Here is a 17,032-nt window from a genome sequence, read left to right on the forward strand (position 1 = left end):
GAGGCGATCATGGCAAAAGGCCACGGCCGGGTCGACTACCTCCTGTATGTCGACCAACGGGTCGCTGGGGTGATCGAGGCCAAGCCGGAGGGAACCCCGCTGTCAGGGGTGGAGTGGCAGTCGGCCATGTACGCCGAGGGCCTTCCTCTCGCGGTGCGGCTGAAGGCGCTGACCCGCGAGGGACGGCTGCCGTTCGTGTTCGAAGCCAGTGGCTCGGAAACCCACTTCACCAACGGCTACGACCCCCAGCCCCGGGCCCGCCGTGTCTTCGCCTTCCCGCAGCCCGGCACCCTCGCCAGGATCGTCCGTAACGCGGAGGCCGACCCGAGGCGACCGACGTGGCGGGCTAAGGTCCGTCACCTGCCACCCCTGGATACCGCTCCACTGCGCCCAGCGCAGATCACAGCGATCGAAGGCATCGAGCGGTCGCTGACCGAGCAGCGGTTCGACCGGTCGCTGGTGCAGATGGCCACCGGCGCGGGCAAGACCTTCACGGCCGTGACCGAGTGCTACCGGCTGCTCAAGCACGGCGGCTTCACCAGGGTGCTCTTCCTGGTCGACCGCAACAACCTGGCCGACCAGACCTTGGCCGAGTTCCAGAACTACCGCACGCCGGGTGACGGGCGGCGGTTCACCGAGCTGTACAACGTCGACAAGCTCACCAGCGCCGGCATGCTGGGCAGCTCCAGCGTAGTGATCTCCACGATCCAGCGGGTCTTCAAGGTCCTCGCTGGCGACACCGCTCCCGAGGGCGACGACCCGACCCTCGACGGCTTCGTGCCTGACGCCCCGGTCAGCGTTGTCTACAACGCCGGGATGCCGCCGGAGACGTTCGACCTGGTGATCGTGGACGAGGCGCACCGCTCGATCTACGGGGTGTGGCGGGGGGTGCTGGAGTACTTCGACGCGCACATCGTCGGCCTGACCGCCACCCCCGGCAAGCAGACCTTCGGGTTCTTCCGGCAGAACCTGGTGTCGGAGTACACCTATCCGCAGTCGGTGGCCGACAACGTCAACGTCGACTTCGACCTCTACCGGATCAAGACCCAGATCAGCAACCAGGGCTCGAAGATCGACGCCGGCACAGTGGTGCCAAAGGTCGACCGCCGCACCCGTGTCCAGCGCCTGGAAACCCTCGACGAGGACCTGGAGTACACCCACAAGCAACTCGACCGGGCCGTTACCGCCACCTCGCAGATCCGCCTGGTGCTGGAAACGTTCCGTGACAAACTGTTCACCGAGATCTTCCCTGGCCGGCACACCGTCCCCAAGACGCTGATCTTCTGCAAGGACGACGCCCACGCAGAAGAAGTCGTTACCACCGTCCGCGAGGTGTTCGGCAAGGGCAACGACTTCGCCGCGAAGATCACCTACAGTGCCCGCGACCCCAAGGGCCAGTTGCAGGCGTTCCGCACCTCGGCGAGCCTGCGCATCGCGGTCACCGTCGATATGATCGCCACCGGCACCGACGTCAAGCCGCTGGAGTGCGTGTTCTTCCTGCGCGACGTGCGCTCCGCAGCGTACTTCGAACAGATGAAGGGTCGCGGCGCCCGCACCATCGCCCCGGCAGACTTCCAGGCCGTCACCCCAGACGCCACCCAAAAGACCCGGTTCGTCATCGTCGACGCCGTCGGCGTCACCGAGCACGACTTTGTCGATCCACCCCTGAACCGGGACAAGGGCGTCTCGCTCAAGCAACTGCTCGACAAGGCCGCCACCCTCACCCTCACTGAGGCCGAAACCGCCACCCTCGCCTCCCGCCTGGCCGCACTGGAACTGCAACTCACGCCCGACGAGCGCACGGAACTTGACGCCGTCGCCGGCGGCTCAGTGCGCGACATCGTCCGCGGCCTTGTCGACGCCGTCGACCCCGACACCCAAGCCCGTGCCACCGCCAATGCCGCCGACCCCGCAGCCGCCGTCCAAACCCTGCTCGACACCGCGGTACGCCCCATCGCGGCGAACCCGCGGCTGCGGCAGCGAATCTTGGAGCTACGCCGCACCCACGACCGGGTCATCGACGAGGTCAGCGTCGACGTGCTCGAAGACGCCTACGGCGTGGTCGACACCTCCCGCGCCCGGTCGATAGTCGAGTCCTGGCGGGCGTACCTGGACGAGCACCGCGACGAGATCACCGCGATCCAACTGCTGGCCGAGGCGCGCGAGCGGCGGATTTCCTTCGCCGACATCAAGGAACTCGCCGAGCGCATCCAGCGCCCGCCCCGCAACTGGACCATCGACCTTATCTGGGCTGCCCACGAAGCCATCGAAGCTGACCTCGTCCGGCACAGCGACCGGCACACCCTGACCGACCTGGTGTCGCTGATCCGGTACACCGTCGGGCAAGATAACGAACTCGTGCCCTACGCGGTGAAGATCCGCGAACGGTACGCCGGCTGGCTCCGCCAACAGGAGCAGGCCGGAGTGACGTTCACCGAGACGGAGAGTTGGTGGCTGGACCGCATGGTCGAAGTGATCGCCGCGTCAGCGGGCATCAGCCCCGACGACTTGGACAACGCCCCGTTCACCGAACGCGGCGGCATCGACGGCGCCGTCCGCGACCTCGGCCCCGGAGCCGCCACCCTCATCGATCGCCTCAACACGGCGTTGACGGCGTGACTCCAGATCCGGTTGGCTGGCGGCTTGTCACATTGAACGACCTGCAGGCCGATGAACCTCGCGCCATCACTGATGGCCCCTTCGGTTCTAACCTGACCAGTGCTCACTACACAGACAGCGGCCCGAGAGTAGTGCGCCTACAGAACATTGGAGACGGCGTCTTCCACGACTTGCCCGCGCGCATCTCCGAGGCGCATTTTCAGGTGCTTCGAGCGCATGAGGTACTAGCCGGTGATCTGCTAGTGGCCTCACTCGGTGAAACCCTTCCGAGAGCCTGCCTTGCGCCGGCGAATCTCGGGCCGGCCATCGTGAAAGCGGACTGCATCCGGGTCCGCCTCTCGCAGAAAGTAGATAACCGCTGGGTCATGTACGCGATGCAGCGGCCAAAGGTCCGCAAGTGGGCGGATGAGCACCGGCACGGGGTGGGGCGCCCGCGCCTTGGTTTGAAGGTCATTCGCCAGATCCCTGTGCCGCTGCCACCGCTCGACGAGCAGCGGCGAATTGTTGACATTCTCGAAGACCACCTCTCCCGCCTCGACGCGGGCGAGCGGGCAATCATTGATGCGATCAAACGTCAGCGATCGCTGCGTGCCTCGGTGTTGCAGTCGTCACATGTTGGCCCTACCGTAAGCCTCGGCGGGCTCTCGATCGATGCTGGGTACGGGACTTCAACAAAGTGTGACTATCACGGGCCCGGGCTCCCAGTTGTTCGTATTCCCAATGTCGTCGACGGCAAGGTCGATCTTTCGGACCAGAAGAGGGCGCTTGACGAGAGTGTCGATCTTTCAGGGATGATGCTTGCAGAGGGGGATCTGCTTATTGTTAGGACCAATGGCAGCCGTGATCTCATAGGCCGTACTGCCGTTGTCCAATCAGGAGTAACCGCCGCCTTCGCCTCGTATCTGATCCGGTTCAAGATCGATAGAACCCGGGCAAGACCGGAATGGGTGCAGCTAATGTTGGAAGCACCCAAGTCTCGCCGCGTCTTGGAGGGAATGGCGGCATCGAGCGCCGGCCAATATAACCTCGGTCTCAAAAAGCTGAACACCGTCGAAGTTCCGTGCCCGAGCATTTCGGAACAGGAACGAATGCTTGCTGTGGCCGCGGGCTTCGAATGGAGCTCTCGTTCGGTCGCTCAGTACATCGAAAAGGCTCGTCAACGTTCGACGGCCCTGCGACGGGCGTTGCTTGACGCGGCGTTCTCTGGGCGGTTGACGGGGCGGGCGAGTGACATGAACAGGGTTGAGGAGATGGCCAGTGTCTGACGCGCGGCGGCTGGTAGACAAGCTGTGGTCGTACTGCAACGTGCTGCGCGACGACGGGGTCGGCACGATTGAGTACACCGAGCAGCTCACGTACTTGCTGTTTCTGAAGATGGCCCACGAGCGCGAGACCCGACCGCTGAAGCCGGAGCGGATTGTGCCGGCGAACTGCTCGTGGCAGCGGCTGCTGGACGCCGAGGGTGACGACCTGGAGGTCACATACCGGCACATCCTCGAAAGGCTGGCTCGTCAACCTGGCACGCTCGGCACAATCTACCGCAAGGCGCAGAACCGCATTCAGGACCCGGCCAAGCTCAAGCGGCTGATTGTCGACCTGATTGATAAGGAGAACTGGTCGGCCGCTGGCACCGACATCAAGGGCGACGCGTACGAGGAACTGCTCTCTAAGGGCGCGGAGGACATCAAGTCCGGCGCCGGGCAGTACTTCACGCCCCGCGCGGTGATCCAAGCGATGGTCGACTGCGTCCAGCCGACCGTCCGCGACAGCGTGGTCGACCCAGCTGCCGGCACTGGTGGCTTCCTCTTAGTGGCGCACGAGTACGCGTCCCGCCACGCCGAGACATTGACGCCGACCGAGCGCGCTCACCTGCGCGACACCTTCGTGCACGGCGTGGAACTGGTTGACGGCACTGCCCGGCTCGCGGCGATGAACCTGCTGCTGCACGGCATCGGCACCCCGACCGGCGACAGCCTCATGGAGGTCAAGGACGCGCTGATCGCCGACCCGGGCCAGCGGTACTCGGTGGTGCTGTCCAACCCACCATTTGGCCGCAAGTCCTCCCTCACGATGGTTGGCGCGGACGGCCGCGAGGCCCGCGAGGAGCGGGAGATCGAACGGCAGGACTTCGTCGTCACCACCGCCAACAAGCAGCTCAACTTCCTCCAGCACATCGCCACGATTCTCGACATCAACGGTCGGGCCGCAGTAGTCCTGCCAGATAACGTGCTGTTCGAGGGCGGGGCGGGGGAGACGCTGCGGCGGCGGCTGCTGCGGGACTTCGACCTGCACACTATGCTGCGCCTGCCCACCGGGATCTTCTACGCCCAAGGCGTCAAGGCCAACGTGCTGTTCTTCGACAAGAAGCCCGCCGCCGAAAGCCCTTGGACCGACCGGCTGTGGATCTACGACCTGCGCACCAACCAGCACTTCACCCTCAAACAGAACCCGCTACGCCGCCACCACCTCGACGACTTCGTCGCCTGCTACCTTCCAGGCAAATCCCGACCCGAGCGCGTCGAGACCGATCGGTTCAAGTACTTCACGTACGACGACCTGCTCGCCCGGGACAAGGTCAACCTCGACATCACCTGGCTGCGCGACGAGTCCCTTGAGGACATGGAAAACCTCCCGGCACCCGAGGTCATCGCAAGAGAGATCGTCGAGGATCTGACCGCAGCCCTGACCGAATTCGAGGCTGTCGCTGCCGCGTTGGAAGCCACCGCCACGGCAGACCGCATGCCGTCATCAGGGCCGTTAGCTTGAGATGCTCACTGCGTGAGGATGTTCTTGGCGCGTTGAGCGCGTACCAGTCGGATGATGTCTGTATTGGTCTGGCAGTAGCAGTCTGAGCGCGGTCGACGATCGTCGACTATGTCGGGCCGGGGGCCGTGCAGCGTGTCGTACTCGATCTGACGGATCGAAACGGGGTTGCCTCCGGGATGGGTGCGGGCGATCAGCGCACCGACCATGAGGCTCGCGGCTTGCTGAGCGACGAATGCTGCCGACGGCTGATAGCTGTCGTCGCCGGCCGCGGTGGTCAGACCCATGACACGGCCGAGGCCGCACACGGGTTTTCCAACGTGTCGTTCGAGCAACTGACGGCCCTGGCGGGGTAGGCCGCGCAGATCGTCCTCAGTGAGGGCTTGGTCGCCTCGAGCGATCCGCGCCAGCGGGAGCCCGGTAGCTTGGTGGAGGCGCTGCTCAGCGGTCAAGGTCGTCGTGCTGGCGGGGAAATAGCAGCGCATACATGGACCGGTGGGCAGGGCTTCGTGCAGGCTGACCGTGGTGCCGGCGCGTCCACCGGTGCCGCCGTCAAGCACAAGGTCGGCGTAGATGCGTTGGAGGTCGTGGCGTGCCGCGATGTTGTCGACGGCACCGAGCACTATCTGCGGCATAGGCTTGTGGCCCGCGTCGATCTGGGCGATGAGATCGTCGACCGTCCCGTGAACGCGGCGAATGTTCATATGTTGAAGTGCTGCTTCGACGATGTCGACCTTGGGGAGTCGGGCGGCGGCCTCTTGACCGCTTCCGAGGCTGTAGGTGATCACGTTCGGTGGTTCGAAGATCTGGCGGTCGACGACGGTCATCTCTCCAGTTGCCTCCAGCGCGCGAAGGATAAGCGCGACGGCGGTGCCGATCGCACCCGCGCCGATGAGCGCGAGTCGCTCGACGTGCAGGTGCTCGGGAGCCTGCTCTTGCGGTGAGAAGAGTGTGACTGGACAGAAGTCGAGCGCCTCGATGCGGCGGTGTGATCCTGGTCGGAGCGTGGTGACCGTCTTGAAGATCTCGCCGGTAAGCATGGCTGCGGTCAGGACGGAGCCGAGGCCGCTGCCGGCGTACCGCAACTTCGGAAACGAGTGACCAGGCCGTCGGATATGCGTGCCGTGTCCGTCGGGGACGCCGTTGAGGTGCGCCGCTGCATGGTCGACACCGACCCGCACGTGAAGCGCGTCCGGCGATGCAGCCCCAACCTTGATCGGGCGTTCCGGGTCGATACCGGCGGCGATGTTTACGGCTTGGTCTAGGAGGTCGTCGCTCAAGCGTCCGGAGCCATGGCCGGGGTCGAGACTGAGGTGGATAGGCAGGCGCCTCAGGTCTGCGACAAGGACTAGGAGGCACGTGCTGCTGCCGGGCACAGTGATGTCCACGGAGATGTGGACCTGGGACGCTTCGATCCGACCGCGAAGGCTGTCCGGTTCGCCGCCCGTAGCGGTTGCAGCGAGCAGGAGACTGCGGCTGTAGTCAGTCGGCACGTACACCATCTCCATCGAAGACAACACTATCGATACAAGCCACCGGGTCGCATCGTGGCGCTTCAGCCGGCGTCCAGTCCGACGTGAAGGTCCACCAGCGCCACCGAGCGAGGTCCTCGGGTGGGTTGTCGAACGTGGGAACAACCGCGCTACGGAAGCCCTTCACTCGCAGGCCACCGTCGCGGTCGGTCCGGGACAAAAACGCTTCCTTAGCGTGCGAGTGAACCATCGCGCGGACCTGCAGCTCGTTGTCTTCGGCCCAGGTGAAGATCGCATCGAAGGCGGGCCTGGTGATGCAGAACAATCCGTGCATGCGGACGATTCCAGTTGTGCCGGCGACCGCGACGACGCTCACCGTTGAGTCGCCAGGCTTTGTGAGCAGGAGGCCACCGGTCTCGACGCCGCCTCGGCCGAAGCGGCGAATGTCGGCGCAAAGGCGGGTGACGGCTGGAGTCGGCACGATGAGGATTGGCTGACTCATGCGGCTCGTGCACCCCCGATCCGGTTGATGTCCTCAACGAGGTTCTCGACGACGAAGAGGAACGGATTGCCGGTGTTGCGCCAGGCGTGCGGGCCGGTCGCCCATTCCGCGTGGAGGGACTGCCCCTCAGCGGTGAAAGGCTTGCAGATGTCGTTCGGAGCGCGATATCCGCTCGCTGCGGGCCAGCCCCGCGGATCGCTGGTCGGCTGGTCGATCGCGGGAGCGAACAGTAGCGACGGTGGCCGGTGGGGGTACACCGTCCAGGAGATCCGTGCGACGAACTGGTTACTGCCGGGAGCGGTGGGTTGAACGACCGCCCAGTAGAGACCTGCCGGTTCGGCTTCGCGGTGCACGAGCCGCCCGCCGGTGGAGGACAGGAATTCCTCCACCGCCGGGACGTCCCGTGCGAGAGTGATCGTGCTCTCGATATCCATTATCGGGTCAGCTCGCGCCCTGGATCGTCTCGGTGCGCAGCTTGAGGTGCAGAGCGTGGGCGTGGCCGGCGATCTCTCCGAGCGTCTTGTCGACGGGGATCTCGTCGCCGTCGTGCTTGAGGTAGTACCGGGTGGTCCCGTCAGCGGTCACGCCGAAGGCCGTCAGGGAGTCTCCCAGCACGGTGCCGATCGTGACCGAGCCGGCGTACTCGCGGTGGTATGGCCGTTCGGCGGTCGCGAACGTGACCGTGACCTTGATGTCGTGGGGCTTGTTGGGCATGGTTGCTCTCTCTCGCGCAGTGAATCTTGGTGCCGGAGGCGGGCAGACTTCACCCCGACCTCTCGGTGCGCTGCGATTGCTACATCGCAACGCGTGCCGGTGTTGCAACTTGACCTTCGCACGGAGATGCCGCTGATGCAAGCCGTTTCACTCGTGCAATGATGGGGTGGCTCGACGAGACGAGGGAGACGGGATGAGCGATGAGCCTGAGAAGGGGCGCTTCGACGCCGCAGCGTTCTACGCAGCGCTGGACCGGACCCGGGCGGAGCGAGGGCTGCGCTGGAAGCAGGTGGGGGACGAGGCCAAGGTGAGTCCGTCAACGCTGACCCGGCTGGCCCAAGGACGCCGACCGGATGTCGACAGCCTGGCCGCGCTAGTGGACTGGGCCGGGCTGAGCGCCGACGACTTCGTTCGTCGGACGCAGTCAAGGCAGGAAACACACGGCACACTCGCTGGCGTTTCGACCTACCTGCGCGCAGACAAGAACCTCGACGACCGCAAGGCCGAGGCGATCGAGAAGGTCATCGAGGTTATGTATCGCCAGATGACGGACGGCTGAGCTGATGACGGGCAAGCTGCGTAAAGGCTTCCACCGTGAAGCTAACGAGACTGCCGAGTCCATCCGAGCCGAGCTTGGACTCGGAAACTTCGACCCACTGGACCCGTGGAAGCTAGCTGCGCACCTGGACATCGAGATCCGGAAACTCAGCGACATCGCGGTTGAAGAGCCGGCGGTGTCGTGCCTGCTGGAGGAGGACGACAAGTCGCTCAGCGCCGCGACCGTGTTCAAGGGCTCGAAGCGGCGCATCGTCGTAAACGACGCACACGGGCTCCCTCGGCAATGCTCCAGTATCTGCCACGAACTCGCCCACGGTCTGCTTCTACATACCCCCGCCATAGCGTTCAACGCCAGCGGCTGCCGTCACTGGGACCAGGAGATGGAGGACGAGGCGGATTGCCTAGGCGGGAAGCTACTGCTCACGGACCAAGCCGCACGAGGTCTCGTCACGCGGAACGTCGCAGCGGACGCCGCCCAACGCCGCTACGGCATTAGCCCAGAGATGCTCCGGTACCGCCTCAACATGAGCGGTGCCCAAAGGCTGCGGCAGAGCAAAAATCGCCAGCCTACGGGTAACCGCTAATTGTCGGACGCTACCCTGATATCCGGCTACAGGACGTAGTGTGCGAGCTTGAGCCGCGCTGGGAACGGCGGTGAAGTACGACTTGGCCGGGCTTAGGCTGTTCGCAATCGAGCCTCTGGCGCAAGAACCGATGCTGTCTCGATTTGGGTCGATGTTCCGCCTGAGATGACGATCCCGGCAGCACTGGTCTCGGTCTTGAGAAGTTCGGGCTGCGCCAGGCTCTTCAATGCCGCCACGACCTCGAGGACAGGAAATTCACGACGATCGGCGAGATACCGCGCAACAGTGCGGGCAGCGGGTCGGGGAAGTTCCGCGTCCTTGGGCAGCTTGCCGTCGGCGTTGAGGAACGCCATTACTACCTCCCAGGCGAGGTAGAAGGTTTCGACGAACTTGCCGTCGTATGGAAGTGGACATACGACAAGCTTTCGCTTGTCGTCCCTCACTACTTTGTCGGACTTCCCCTGATTGGCGGGAACGATGCCGATCCGAAGTCCCCGGTCGCCCTGAAGCGCTCCAGGATTAATCTTTACCGTGGTTCCGACCCAGCGGTCCGCATCGGGGGATCCGAGGAATAGATCTGCGCGCCACAACCCGCTGATGCTGTGTGGCAAAAGAGATCCTTGGCCCTTCCGCCGAAAGGCGGCGGAGGCTGCGGCAAGGTGGCGCTTCAGTTTTACGGGGCGTCCACGAGAGCCCGAAAGTAGTGACGACTCGTCTGTCAGAAGCGCGGCGGCGGTGTCGATGAGTTGCTGAGATCCTGCCTTTTCTGCTCCGAAGAGGATTGAGCCAACCTCTTCACCCGGAACATTGCATAGAGCAAGCGCGTCATACACCCGTTCCGAGACGCTCGCTTCACCTCGACTAACGGCGTCATGCGCTGCGTATTCGAAACAGATGCCGGTGTCACCGTCACCTGGGCGGCGAAGGCGAGAAAGCATCTTCAGCTTCAGGCCCTCCCGGCCCCCTGCCTCCTCGACCACATCGGCCTTTAATGAGTAGAGAATACCGATGAGAATGGGGCGCACCACTGCTGTGACAGCCGACACTTCGTCTGCCACAGGGTTAAGTTGCTGCTCGGTGCGGATCTCCATGTCAGCACACTAGCGACCAAAGTCGATCAAGAAACGACTGCCTGCCACGAGTGGATTCGGAGTTGAAGTTGGAGTTGGAGTTGGCTTCTTTCGACGCTTGACTACCGTGAAGAGCCAGACCGCCAAATCGCTTGCCAAGTTGCGCGTCGTCGCGCCCGAACTCGCCGAGCTCTACGTCCTGGAAGGAAGCGCCCGATGAACGACCAGCGCCTCCGGCTCGACCTGAGCGAGCTGGCCGAAGAGGTCACCGTGGTCGACCTGCGGGACCGGACTCTGCGTACGTCCCGCCGGCTCGGCATCCAGCGGGCGGTGGCCACTTCGGCCGCCGCTCTGGTGCTGATCGCGGCGGCGACCGGCACCGCTTTCGCCATCCGGCCGGACCAGTCTCCAAACCCGCAGCCCGCCGACACCCCGTCGGTCACGGCGACCCCGTCGCCAACCCAGCCGCCCAGCCCGCCGGCGTCCACCAGCGCCGGCGACCCGCCCGGTACCTCACCTGGCAGCGGGTCCAGCACGAACACGTCGGCTGTGAAGTTCGGGAAGCTCGTCTACGGCCCCGCCGAGCTGACCGGGGCGGAGGCCGCGAACCTGCGATCCTGGCGCCCCGGCGACAACCCGGTACGACTGCTGGCGCTGCCCGAACTCGCGCTGAAGGGCAACGTGAGCGTCTCGCCGGACGGCCGTCGGGTGGCCTGGGTGGACAGCGACGGCAACAGCAACAACCTCTTCGTCGCCAACGTCGACGGCTCCGACAGGCAGAAGGTGCGCTCGGATGTCGATCCGTACTGCGTCACCGCGGTCTGGTCGCCGGACGGGCGGCAACTGCTGTTCCGCGAGACGAAGGCGAACGACGCGGGTGGGCCCGGCCGATACGGTGTGCTGGACGTGCGCTCGACGGCCAAGACCGTGCGCTGGTGGGCCACTGAACCTGCCGCCTGCCACGCTCTCTGGTCGGCCGACGGTCGGACCATCGCCATGAACACCGACCTCGGGGTCACCCTCTACGCAACGGACGGCACGACGAGGCGGGTCGTTCCCGGCTTCTCGCGGGACGGGTGGCGCAGCAACGACGTCGCCAGTCTCTCCCCGGACGGCTCCCGGGTCGCCCTGCTGCGGGAGAAGCCCGGTGGGGACGATGGCGACGTCGCCCGCGACCTGCGCGTCAACGTCGTGTTGGACACCCGGACCGGCAAGTCGGTCGCGCTGCCACTCGGCGGACGCGAGCTGTGGCAGCTCCACTTCCAGACCGACGGGTCGATGGTCGTACGAGTCCGGGCCGGCAACGGGTACGCCGTGCTGTTGGTGGACGAGGACGGCAGGAAGATCTCCGAGACCGCCGAGCTGGCGGCGTTCAGGGACATGCAGATCCTGGCCGTCGTGGCCTGACGACCAGAACGGCGAAGGGCGGGTCATCTCCGGGTGATCCGCCCGTCCATGACCTCCGCCACGTCCGTCGATCGGGGCGGTGCCGGTGGTGCCTCCGGTGACAGACTGGTCGCCGCAGGCAACGAATGGCGTGAGGGGGCGCGGGTGCGCTGGCGCAGTTTTGTCGCGGTCGGGGACAGCTTCACCGAGGGCATGGACGACGCGTACCCGGACGGCACCTTCCGGGGTTGGGCGGACCTGGTGGCGACCCGGCTCGCCGCCGAGGCGGGCCCCGACTTCCGGTACGCGAACCTGGCCATCCGGGGTCGGCTCTTCCCCAGCGTGGTCGCCGAGCAGGTGCCCGCGGCGGTGGCGATGAAGCCCGACCTGATCAGCTTCGCGGCTGGCGGCAACGACGTGTTGCGCCGCACCTTCGATCCGGACACCCTGGTCGCCCGCTTCGACGAGGTGGTCCGGCAGCTGCGCTCGGGTGGCGCAGACGTACTGCTCTTCCGGTTCGCCGACGTGATGGCCCGACTGCCCGGTCAGCGCCTGGTCGCTCCCCGGGTGCAGCTGCTCAACCAGGCGGTCGGTGAGACCGCCGACCGGCACGGCGCGATCATGGTCGACCTGTACGCCGACGACACGTTCCTCAACCCGATGCTCTGGAGCACCGACCGGTTGCACCTCTCCCCGGCCGGTCACCGGCGGGTCGCGGGTCAGGTGTTGAACGCGCTCGGGGTCGGTTGCGACGAGGAGTGGCTGCTGGTCCCGCCGCATCCGGCGCCGTCGCCGTGGCTGGCCGCCCGCGCCGCCGACCTGCGCTGGGCCGGTCAACACCTCGCCCCCTGGGTGAAGCGGCGGCTGACCGGCCGGTCGTCCGGCGACACGGTGACCGCGAAGCGTCCGCAGCTCGGGCCGATCGTCGACTGACAGTGCTCACCCTGCACACCGCGCCGCTGCTGCGCCGCGACCAGAGCGGTGCGCCGGTGCCGGGGCACGCCGTGCTGGTCAACGGTGACCGGGTCGGGGCCGTCGGCCCGCTGGCCGAGCTGACCGGGGCGTACCCGGGGGTTCGGGTTCGTCGCTGGCCCGGCACGCTGGGGCCGGGCCTGGTGCACGACGGCCCCCTTCCGGCGGCACCCACCCCCCGCGAGCGGGTGTACGGGTTGCTGCGCGACGGGGTGACAGCGGTGCTGGCGGAGCACCTGGGCGACCCGGCGCTGCGGGCCGCGGTCGATCGGAGTGACCTGCTGGTGTTGGCCGCCGCCGCGGTGCCGACCCTGCGTCCGGGCGGACGGGCCGACCTCGCCGTGCATGACGTCGACGGTGCCTGTCTGGTGACCGTGGTCGCCGGCCGGATCGCCCACCGCCGGGCCTGAGTGGGTCTGGCCTCCACTGTGGAGACCTGCTCGGAATCGGGGTCGCCCGATGTCCGACCTCCCGCCTGGCAGGTGCGGGCGGCAGACAGCGGGGCGACCGGCGAGTGGAGTGGCAGTTGCTACTTCCGAACCGACTTCCAGGGCCCGGCGGTCGCGCCGACCGTCACCTCGACCGACTTCCCGACCGAGGGCTGGCATCCGGCGTTGCCCGGCCAGTTCACCTTCGATGCCGCGGCCACGCCGGACGCGGTCGGCTTCCGCTACCAGCTCAACGGTGGCGTCGTCCAGACGGTGCCGGCGGACGGGCCCGGTGGCTCGGCGACGGTCACGATCACCCCGGACGCGGGGCCCAGCAGCCTCACTGTGGTAGGCGTCGACACCGCTGGCAACCGCTCGCCGGAGGCCCGGTACGAGTTCCGGGCGAGTGACATCTCGCCGATCGTCACCGGCAGACTCGCCGAGGTCGGCGTGCCGGCCACGTTCACCGTTCAGCCGGGGATGGCCGGGGTGGTTCCCTACCGCTTCCACTTGGACGGCGACCCGGAGCAGACCGTCGAGGCGGCGGCCGACGGCACCGCCACGCTCACCGTCACCGCGACCCGGGGCGGCAACCGGACGCTCTCCGTGACCAGCGTGACCGCCGCCGACGTGGCCGCCACCGCGGTACGCACGTTCGCGCTGAGCATCGCTCCGAAGATCTCCGCGACGGTCTACCAGCAGGGTGCCACCAGTGGCGGCCCGGGCGTGCCCGGGGTCTTCACCTTCACCCCGCGCCAGTCGGACGTGGTCAGCTACCGCTACCGCTTCGGCACGGTGACCAGCACGGTGGCCGCCGCTGCCGACGGCACCGCGTCGGTGACCTGGACGCCGACGAAGGCGGGCTTCACCGTGCTCACCGTCTGGAGCGTCAACCGGGACGGCACCCAGTCGGACTCGGCCAGCTTTGCCTTCACCGTGCGTGCGTGACCTACCGCTGAGTGGCCAGGGCGCGCCGGCCCACCATCCCGTCCCGGGGTGGTGGGCGGTCCTCGTTACAGCGGTCGGAAGCGGCGATCCGGCGTACCTTGGGGCTCATGTCTGTGCCGAACGATCCTGATCCCCGCCTCCAGTCGTACGCGGACCCGCAGCGGCTCGTCACCACCGAATGGCTGGCCGAGCACCTGGGCGACGAGGGCCTCGTCGTGGTCGAGTCCGACGAGGACGTGCTGCTCTACGAATCCGGTCACATTCCCGGCGCCGTCAAGGTCGACTGGCACCTTGAGCTGAACGACCAGGTGACCCGGGACTACCTGGACGCCAAGAGCTTCGCCGAGTTGTGCGCCGCGAAGGGCATCGGCCGGGGCGACACGGTCGTCTTCTACGGCGACAACTTCAACTGGTGGGCCGCGTACGCCCTCTGGGTGTTCTCGCTCTTCGGCCACGCCGATGTGCGGCTGCTCGACGGCGGCCGGCAGAAGTGGATCGCCGAGGGGCGTGAGGTGACCCGCGACAAGCCGGCCCGTCCGCGCGCCGACTACCCCGTGCCGCTGCGCGACGACGCGCCGCTGCGGGCCTACCGCGAGCAGGTCATGGCGCATATCGCCGCCGGTCGGCCGCTTGTCGACGTCCGGTCCCCCGGTGAGTACACCGGCGAGATGCTGCACATGCCGGACTACCCGCAGGAGGGCGCACTGCGCGGCGGGCACATCCCGGGTGCGGTCAGCAAGCCGTGGAAGTCCGCCGCCAACTCCGACGGCACGTTCAAGTCCGCCGACGAGCTGAAGGCGATCTACGCCGACCAGCTCGGGCTCAGCCCGGACGACGACGTGATCGCGTACTGCCGGATCGGTGAGCGGTCCAGCCACACCTGGTTCGTGCTGCGGCACCTGCTGGGCTACCCGCAGGTGCGCAACTACGACGGCTCGTGGACCGAGTGGGGCAACCTGGTCCGGGCACCCGTGGTGAAGGGCGACCAGCCCGGCGGCCTCGCCGCCTGAGCGGCACAGCCGTCCCCGCGCGATTTGCACACGTCGCGCGGGGACGGGCGTTCTGCCAGTCAGCCGGCGCGGTGCGCGTCAGCTGGCAGACGCACGGCAGGCGGGCAAAGGTTGGGTCAGTCCGGTGGCGTTCCGGTCAGGTAGCGCTGGAGGGTCGGTGCGATCCAGGAGACGAGGTCCTCCGGCGTCGTGTCCACCATGGGCGGCAGCCGGACGATGTATCTGGTGAAGGCGAGGCCGAGGATCTGACTGGCCACCAGGCCGGCCCGTCGGGCGGTCGTCGCCGGGTCGGTGCCGAAGGTGGCAACGGCAGCGGTGAGTTGGTCGGTGAAGATGCCGCGCATGCGTTCGGCCGCACCGGGATTGGTGCTGGCGGCGCGGAGCAGCGCCACCAGCGTCTCGTCGCCCTCCCAGCGGGCGAGGAAGTGCCGGACCAGCACCTTGCCCAGGTCATCGGGTGGCACCGAGCTGAGGTCGGGCAGCCGCAGGTCGAACTCGGCCGCCGCCGCGAAGAGCCCTTCCTTGCTGCCGTAGTAGCGCATCACCATCGACGGGTCGATCTGGGCGTCGGCGGCGATGGCCCGGATGGTGGCGCGCTCGTATCCGTCCGTTGCGAACCGTTCCCGAGCCGCTCGCAGGATCGCCGCCCGGGTGACGTCCGAGCGGCGGGGATGGGTCGACGGCGCCGGCGAGGTCATGGCGACAACCGTATGCCAACACCTGTTGACACGCCATCAGGGCGCGCCCTAGCGTTGCCAACAGGTGTTTGCCAACAAATGTTGGCAACGGCTGTCGGGAGGTTGCCATGCTGCCCACGAGCACCGACGTCCTGGTGGTGGGCGCTGGCCCCACCGGTCTCGCCACCGCGCTGACGCTGGCCCGGCGCGGGGTGCAGGTGACAGTGCTGGACCGGTTGGCTGAGCCGCCGACCACCTCCCGCGCCGCCGTCGTGCACGCGTACACCCTGGAGGTGCTGGACCGGATCGACGCCGCGGCACCGCTGATCGCCCAGGCGGTCCGGGCGCCGCGCTTCACCGTCCGCGATCGGGACCGGGTGCTGCTGTCGGTGCCGTTCCACGAGCTGCCGTCCCGCTTCCCCTACGCGCTGCTGGTCTCCCAGGCGGTCACCGAGGCCGTGCTCACCGGGAAGTTGGCCGACCTCGGTGTGTCGCTGCGGCGACCGTGCCGGCTGACCGGGCTGAGCCGCGCCGGCGACGGGCTGCTGGCGCAGGTGGACGGGGTGGCGCTGCGCGCCCGGTTCGTCATCGGCGCGGACGGTTTGCACAGCACAGTCCGGCAACTGGCCGGCATCGGTTTCAGCGGACCCGACGACGAGGAGTCCTTCGTGCTCGCCGACGTGCGGGTGCGCAGCGACCTGCCCCGCGACGAGGCGGCGCTCTTCCTCGCCCGCTCCGGGCCGCTGGTCTGGGCACCGCTCCCCGGCGGGGTGGTCCGGCTGGTCGCCGCCGTGGCGAACGCCCCGGCCGACCCGGACGCGGCCTACCTCCAGGCGCTGCTCGACGAGCGCGGTCCGGTGCGGCGACGTGATCGGGTGACCGAGGTGCTCTGGGGTTCCCGGTTCCGGGTGCACCACCGGATCGCCGACACCTTCCGGGCCGGGCCGGTGCTGCTGGCCGGTGACGCCGCGCACGTGCACAGCCCGGCCGGCGGGCAGGGCATGAACCTCGGCATCTGCGACGGGGTCGCCCTCGGCAGCGCAGTGGCGGACGTGCTCGACGGTGGCCCGGACACGCTGCTCGACGACTACAGCGCCCGCCAGCGGCCGATGGCTGCGGACGTGCTGAGCTTCGCCGCCGGGCTGACCCGGCTGGCCGCCACGTCCCCGGCCCGCCGGCCGGCTCGGGACGTGCTGCTCCGGCTGCTCGGTGCGGTGCCACCGGTCCGGCGGCGGATCGCGCTGCGGCTGTCCGGGCTGTCGCACCGGGAACGAACGCCGGGTTAGGCCACGCCGGCCGGCGTCAGCAGGTCCGGCGCGCCGGCCGCAG

The 17,032-nt window shown here is 67.4% G+C and carries 17 protein-coding genes and 1 pseudogene; 12 read left to right on the forward strand and 6 right to left on the reverse strand.

Features of this window, described 5'->3' with window-relative positions; translation table 11 throughout:
* Positions 1-9 precede the first annotated feature (9 nt).
* From JM949_RS10010 to JM949_RS10020, 3 genes are read left to right on the forward strand one after another with little or no spacing between them, the layout of a single operon-like run.
* Positions 10-2,619 (forward strand): type I restriction endonuclease subunit R, encoded by a 2,610-nt coding sequence (locus JM949_RS10010; protein ID WP_238432887.1) that lies wholly within the window; start codon positions 10-12, stop codon positions 2,617-2,619.
* A complete protein-coding gene (locus tag JM949_RS10015; RefSeq protein ID WP_203148134.1) occupies positions 2,616-3,884 on the forward strand; it encodes a restriction endonuclease subunit S in 1,269 nt (422 codons plus the stop codon). The genes JM949_RS10010 and JM949_RS10015 overlap by 4 nt, the downstream gene beginning before the upstream one ends.
* Positions 3,877-5,385: a class I SAM-dependent DNA methyltransferase gene (locus JM949_RS10020; RefSeq protein WP_203148135.1), complete on the forward strand. Its 1,509-nt coding sequence runs from the start codon at positions 3,877-3,879 to the stop codon at positions 5,383-5,385. Before JM949_RS10015 ends, JM949_RS10020 begins: the two co-directional genes overlap by 8 nt.
* 5 nt (positions 5,386-5,390) lie before the next feature.
* Here JM949_RS10020 and JM949_RS10025 read toward each other — a convergent pair whose 3' ends face one another.
* From JM949_RS10025 to JM949_RS10040, 4 genes are read right to left on the reverse strand one after another with little or no spacing between them, the layout of a single operon-like run.
* A complete protein-coding gene (locus JM949_RS10025; RefSeq protein ID WP_203148136.1) occupies positions 5,391-6,890 on the reverse strand; it encodes a ThiF family adenylyltransferase in 1,500 nt (499 codons plus the stop codon).
* Positions 6,865-7,356, reverse strand: coding sequence for a hypothetical protein (locus JM949_RS10030; RefSeq protein WP_203148137.1), 492 nt, complete (start codon positions 7,354-7,356; stop codon positions 6,865-6,867). The genes JM949_RS10025 and JM949_RS10030 overlap by 26 nt, the downstream gene beginning before the upstream one ends.
* Positions 7,353-7,745 carry a hypothetical protein gene (locus JM949_RS10035; RefSeq protein WP_203148138.1) on the reverse strand — a complete coding sequence of 131 codons (393 nt, stop codon included), beginning with the start codon at positions 7,743-7,745 and terminating at the stop codon, positions 7,353-7,355. Before JM949_RS10035 ends, JM949_RS10030 begins: the two co-directional genes overlap by 4 nt.
* Positions 7,746-7,797: 52 nt before the next feature.
* The gene (locus JM949_RS10040; RefSeq protein WP_203148139.1) at positions 7,798-8,070 is read right to left on the reverse strand and encodes a hypothetical protein; all 273 of its coding nucleotides are present in this window, start codon (positions 8,068-8,070) and stop codon (positions 7,798-7,800) included.
* 193 nt (positions 8,071-8,263) lie between these two features.
* On the opposite strand from JM949_RS10040, the gene JM949_RS10045 reads away from it, so the two are divergent.
* Positions 8,264-8,629: a helix-turn-helix domain-containing protein gene (locus tag JM949_RS10045; RefSeq protein ID WP_203148140.1), complete on the forward strand. Its 366-nt coding sequence runs from the start codon at positions 8,264-8,266 to the stop codon at positions 8,627-8,629.
* Positions 8,630-8,633: 4 nt separating this feature from the next.
* A complete protein-coding gene (locus JM949_RS10050) occupies positions 8,634-9,212 on the forward strand; it encodes an ImmA/IrrE family metallo-endopeptidase (RefSeq protein ID WP_203148141.1) in 579 nt (192 codons plus the stop codon).
* Between the two features lie 92 nt (positions 9,213-9,304).
* Here the strand turns inward: JM949_RS10050 and JM949_RS10055 are convergent, their stop codons facing one another.
* Complete coding sequence (locus tag JM949_RS10055) at positions 9,305-10,303, reverse strand: hypothetical protein (protein WP_203148142.1); 999 nt, start codon at positions 10,301-10,303, stop codon at positions 9,305-9,307.
* Between the two features lie 103 nt (positions 10,304-10,406).
* Here JM949_RS10055 and JM949_RS39055 point away from each other — a divergent pair.
* The 6 genes and pseudogenes from JM949_RS39055 to JM949_RS10085 all read left to right on the forward strand — a co-directional run.
* A pseudogene (locus JM949_RS39055) lies at positions 10,407-10,502 on the forward strand (SigE family RNA polymerase sigma factor); the annotation flags it as partial.
* Entirely contained in the window at positions 10,499-11,689 is a 1,191-nt protein-coding gene (locus JM949_RS10065) for a TolB-like translocation protein (RefSeq protein WP_203148143.1), read from the forward strand. The pseudogene JM949_RS39055 and the gene JM949_RS10065, both read left to right, overlap by 4 nt.
* Before the next feature lie 144 nt (positions 11,690-11,833).
* Positions 11,834-12,601, forward strand: a complete 768-nt coding sequence (locus JM949_RS10070; protein ID WP_203148151.1) for an SGNH/GDSL hydrolase family protein — start codon at positions 11,834-11,836, stop codon at positions 12,599-12,601.
* Positions 12,602-12,603: 2 nt separating this feature from the next.
* The gene (locus tag JM949_RS10075; RefSeq protein ID WP_203148144.1) at positions 12,604-13,050 is read left to right on the forward strand and encodes an imidazolonepropionase-like domain-containing protein; all 447 of its coding nucleotides are present in this window, start codon (positions 12,604-12,606) and stop codon (positions 13,048-13,050) included.
* 72 nt (positions 13,051-13,122) lie between these two features.
* Positions 13,123-14,016, forward strand: coding sequence for a hypothetical protein (locus JM949_RS10080; RefSeq protein ID WP_203148145.1), 894 nt, complete (start codon positions 13,123-13,125; stop codon positions 14,014-14,016).
* A 107-nt stretch (positions 14,017-14,123) separates the two neighbouring features.
* Positions 14,124-15,026 (forward strand): sulfurtransferase, encoded by a 903-nt coding sequence (locus JM949_RS10085; protein WP_203148146.1) that lies wholly within the window; start codon positions 14,124-14,126, stop codon positions 15,024-15,026.
* A 116-nt stretch (positions 15,027-15,142) separates the two neighbouring features.
* On the opposite strand, the gene JM949_RS10090 is transcribed toward JM949_RS10085, so the two are convergent.
* A complete protein-coding gene (locus JM949_RS10090; RefSeq protein WP_203148147.1) occupies positions 15,143-15,724 on the reverse strand; it encodes a TetR/AcrR family transcriptional regulator in 582 nt (193 codons plus the stop codon).
* 107 nt (positions 15,725-15,831) lie between these two features.
* Between JM949_RS10090 and JM949_RS10095 the strand changes: the two genes are divergently transcribed.
* Positions 15,832-16,989, forward strand: a complete 1,158-nt coding sequence (locus tag JM949_RS10095) for an FAD-dependent oxidoreductase (RefSeq protein ID WP_203148148.1) — start codon at positions 15,832-15,834, stop codon at positions 16,987-16,989.
* Positions 16,990-17,032 lie beyond the last annotated feature (43 nt).

Source organism: Micromonospora tarensis, from assembly GCF_016803395.1.
Lineage (GTDB): Bacteria > Actinomycetota > Actinomycetes > Mycobacteriales > Micromonosporaceae > Micromonospora > Micromonospora tarensis.

Coding starts and splice junctions, on each gene's coding strand:
- JM949_RS10025 (WP_203148136.1), bottom strand. CDS start 6,890: ATGGAGATGGTGTACGTGCCGACTGACTACAGCCGCAGTCTCCTGCTC.
- JM949_RS10085 (WP_203148146.1), top strand. CDS start 14,124: ATGTCTGTGCCGAACGATCCTGATCCCCGCCTCCAGTCGTACGCGGAC.
- JM949_RS10045 (WP_203148140.1), top strand. CDS start 8,264: ATGAGCGATGAGCCTGAGAAGGGGCGCTTCGACGCCGCAGCGTTCTAC.
- JM949_RS10065 (WP_203148143.1), top strand. CDS start 10,499: ATGAACGACCAGCGCCTCCGGCTCGACCTGAGCGAGCTGGCCGAAGAG.
- JM949_RS10030 (WP_203148137.1), bottom strand. CDS start 7,356: ATGAGTCAGCCAATCCTCATCGTGCCGACTCCAGCCGTCACCCGCCTT.
- JM949_RS10010 (WP_238432887.1), top strand. CDS start 10: ATGGCAAAAGGCCACGGCCGGGTCGACTACCTCCTGTATGTCGACCAA.
- JM949_RS10050 (WP_203148141.1), top strand. CDS start 8,634: ATGACGGGCAAGCTGCGTAAAGGCTTCCACCGTGAAGCTAACGAGACT.
- JM949_RS10095 (WP_203148148.1), top strand. CDS start 15,832: ATGCTGCCCACGAGCACCGACGTCCTGGTGGTGGGCGCTGGCCCCACC.
- JM949_RS10090 (WP_203148147.1), bottom strand. CDS start 15,724: ATGACCTCGCCGGCGCCGTCGACCCATCCCCGCCGCTCGGACGTCACC.
- JM949_RS10055 (WP_203148142.1), bottom strand. CDS start 10,303: ATGGAGATCCGCACCGAGCAGCAACTTAACCCTGTGGCAGACGAAGTG.
- JM949_RS10040 (WP_203148139.1), bottom strand. CDS start 8,070: ATGCCCAACAAGCCCCACGACATCAAGGTCACGGTCACGTTCGCGACC.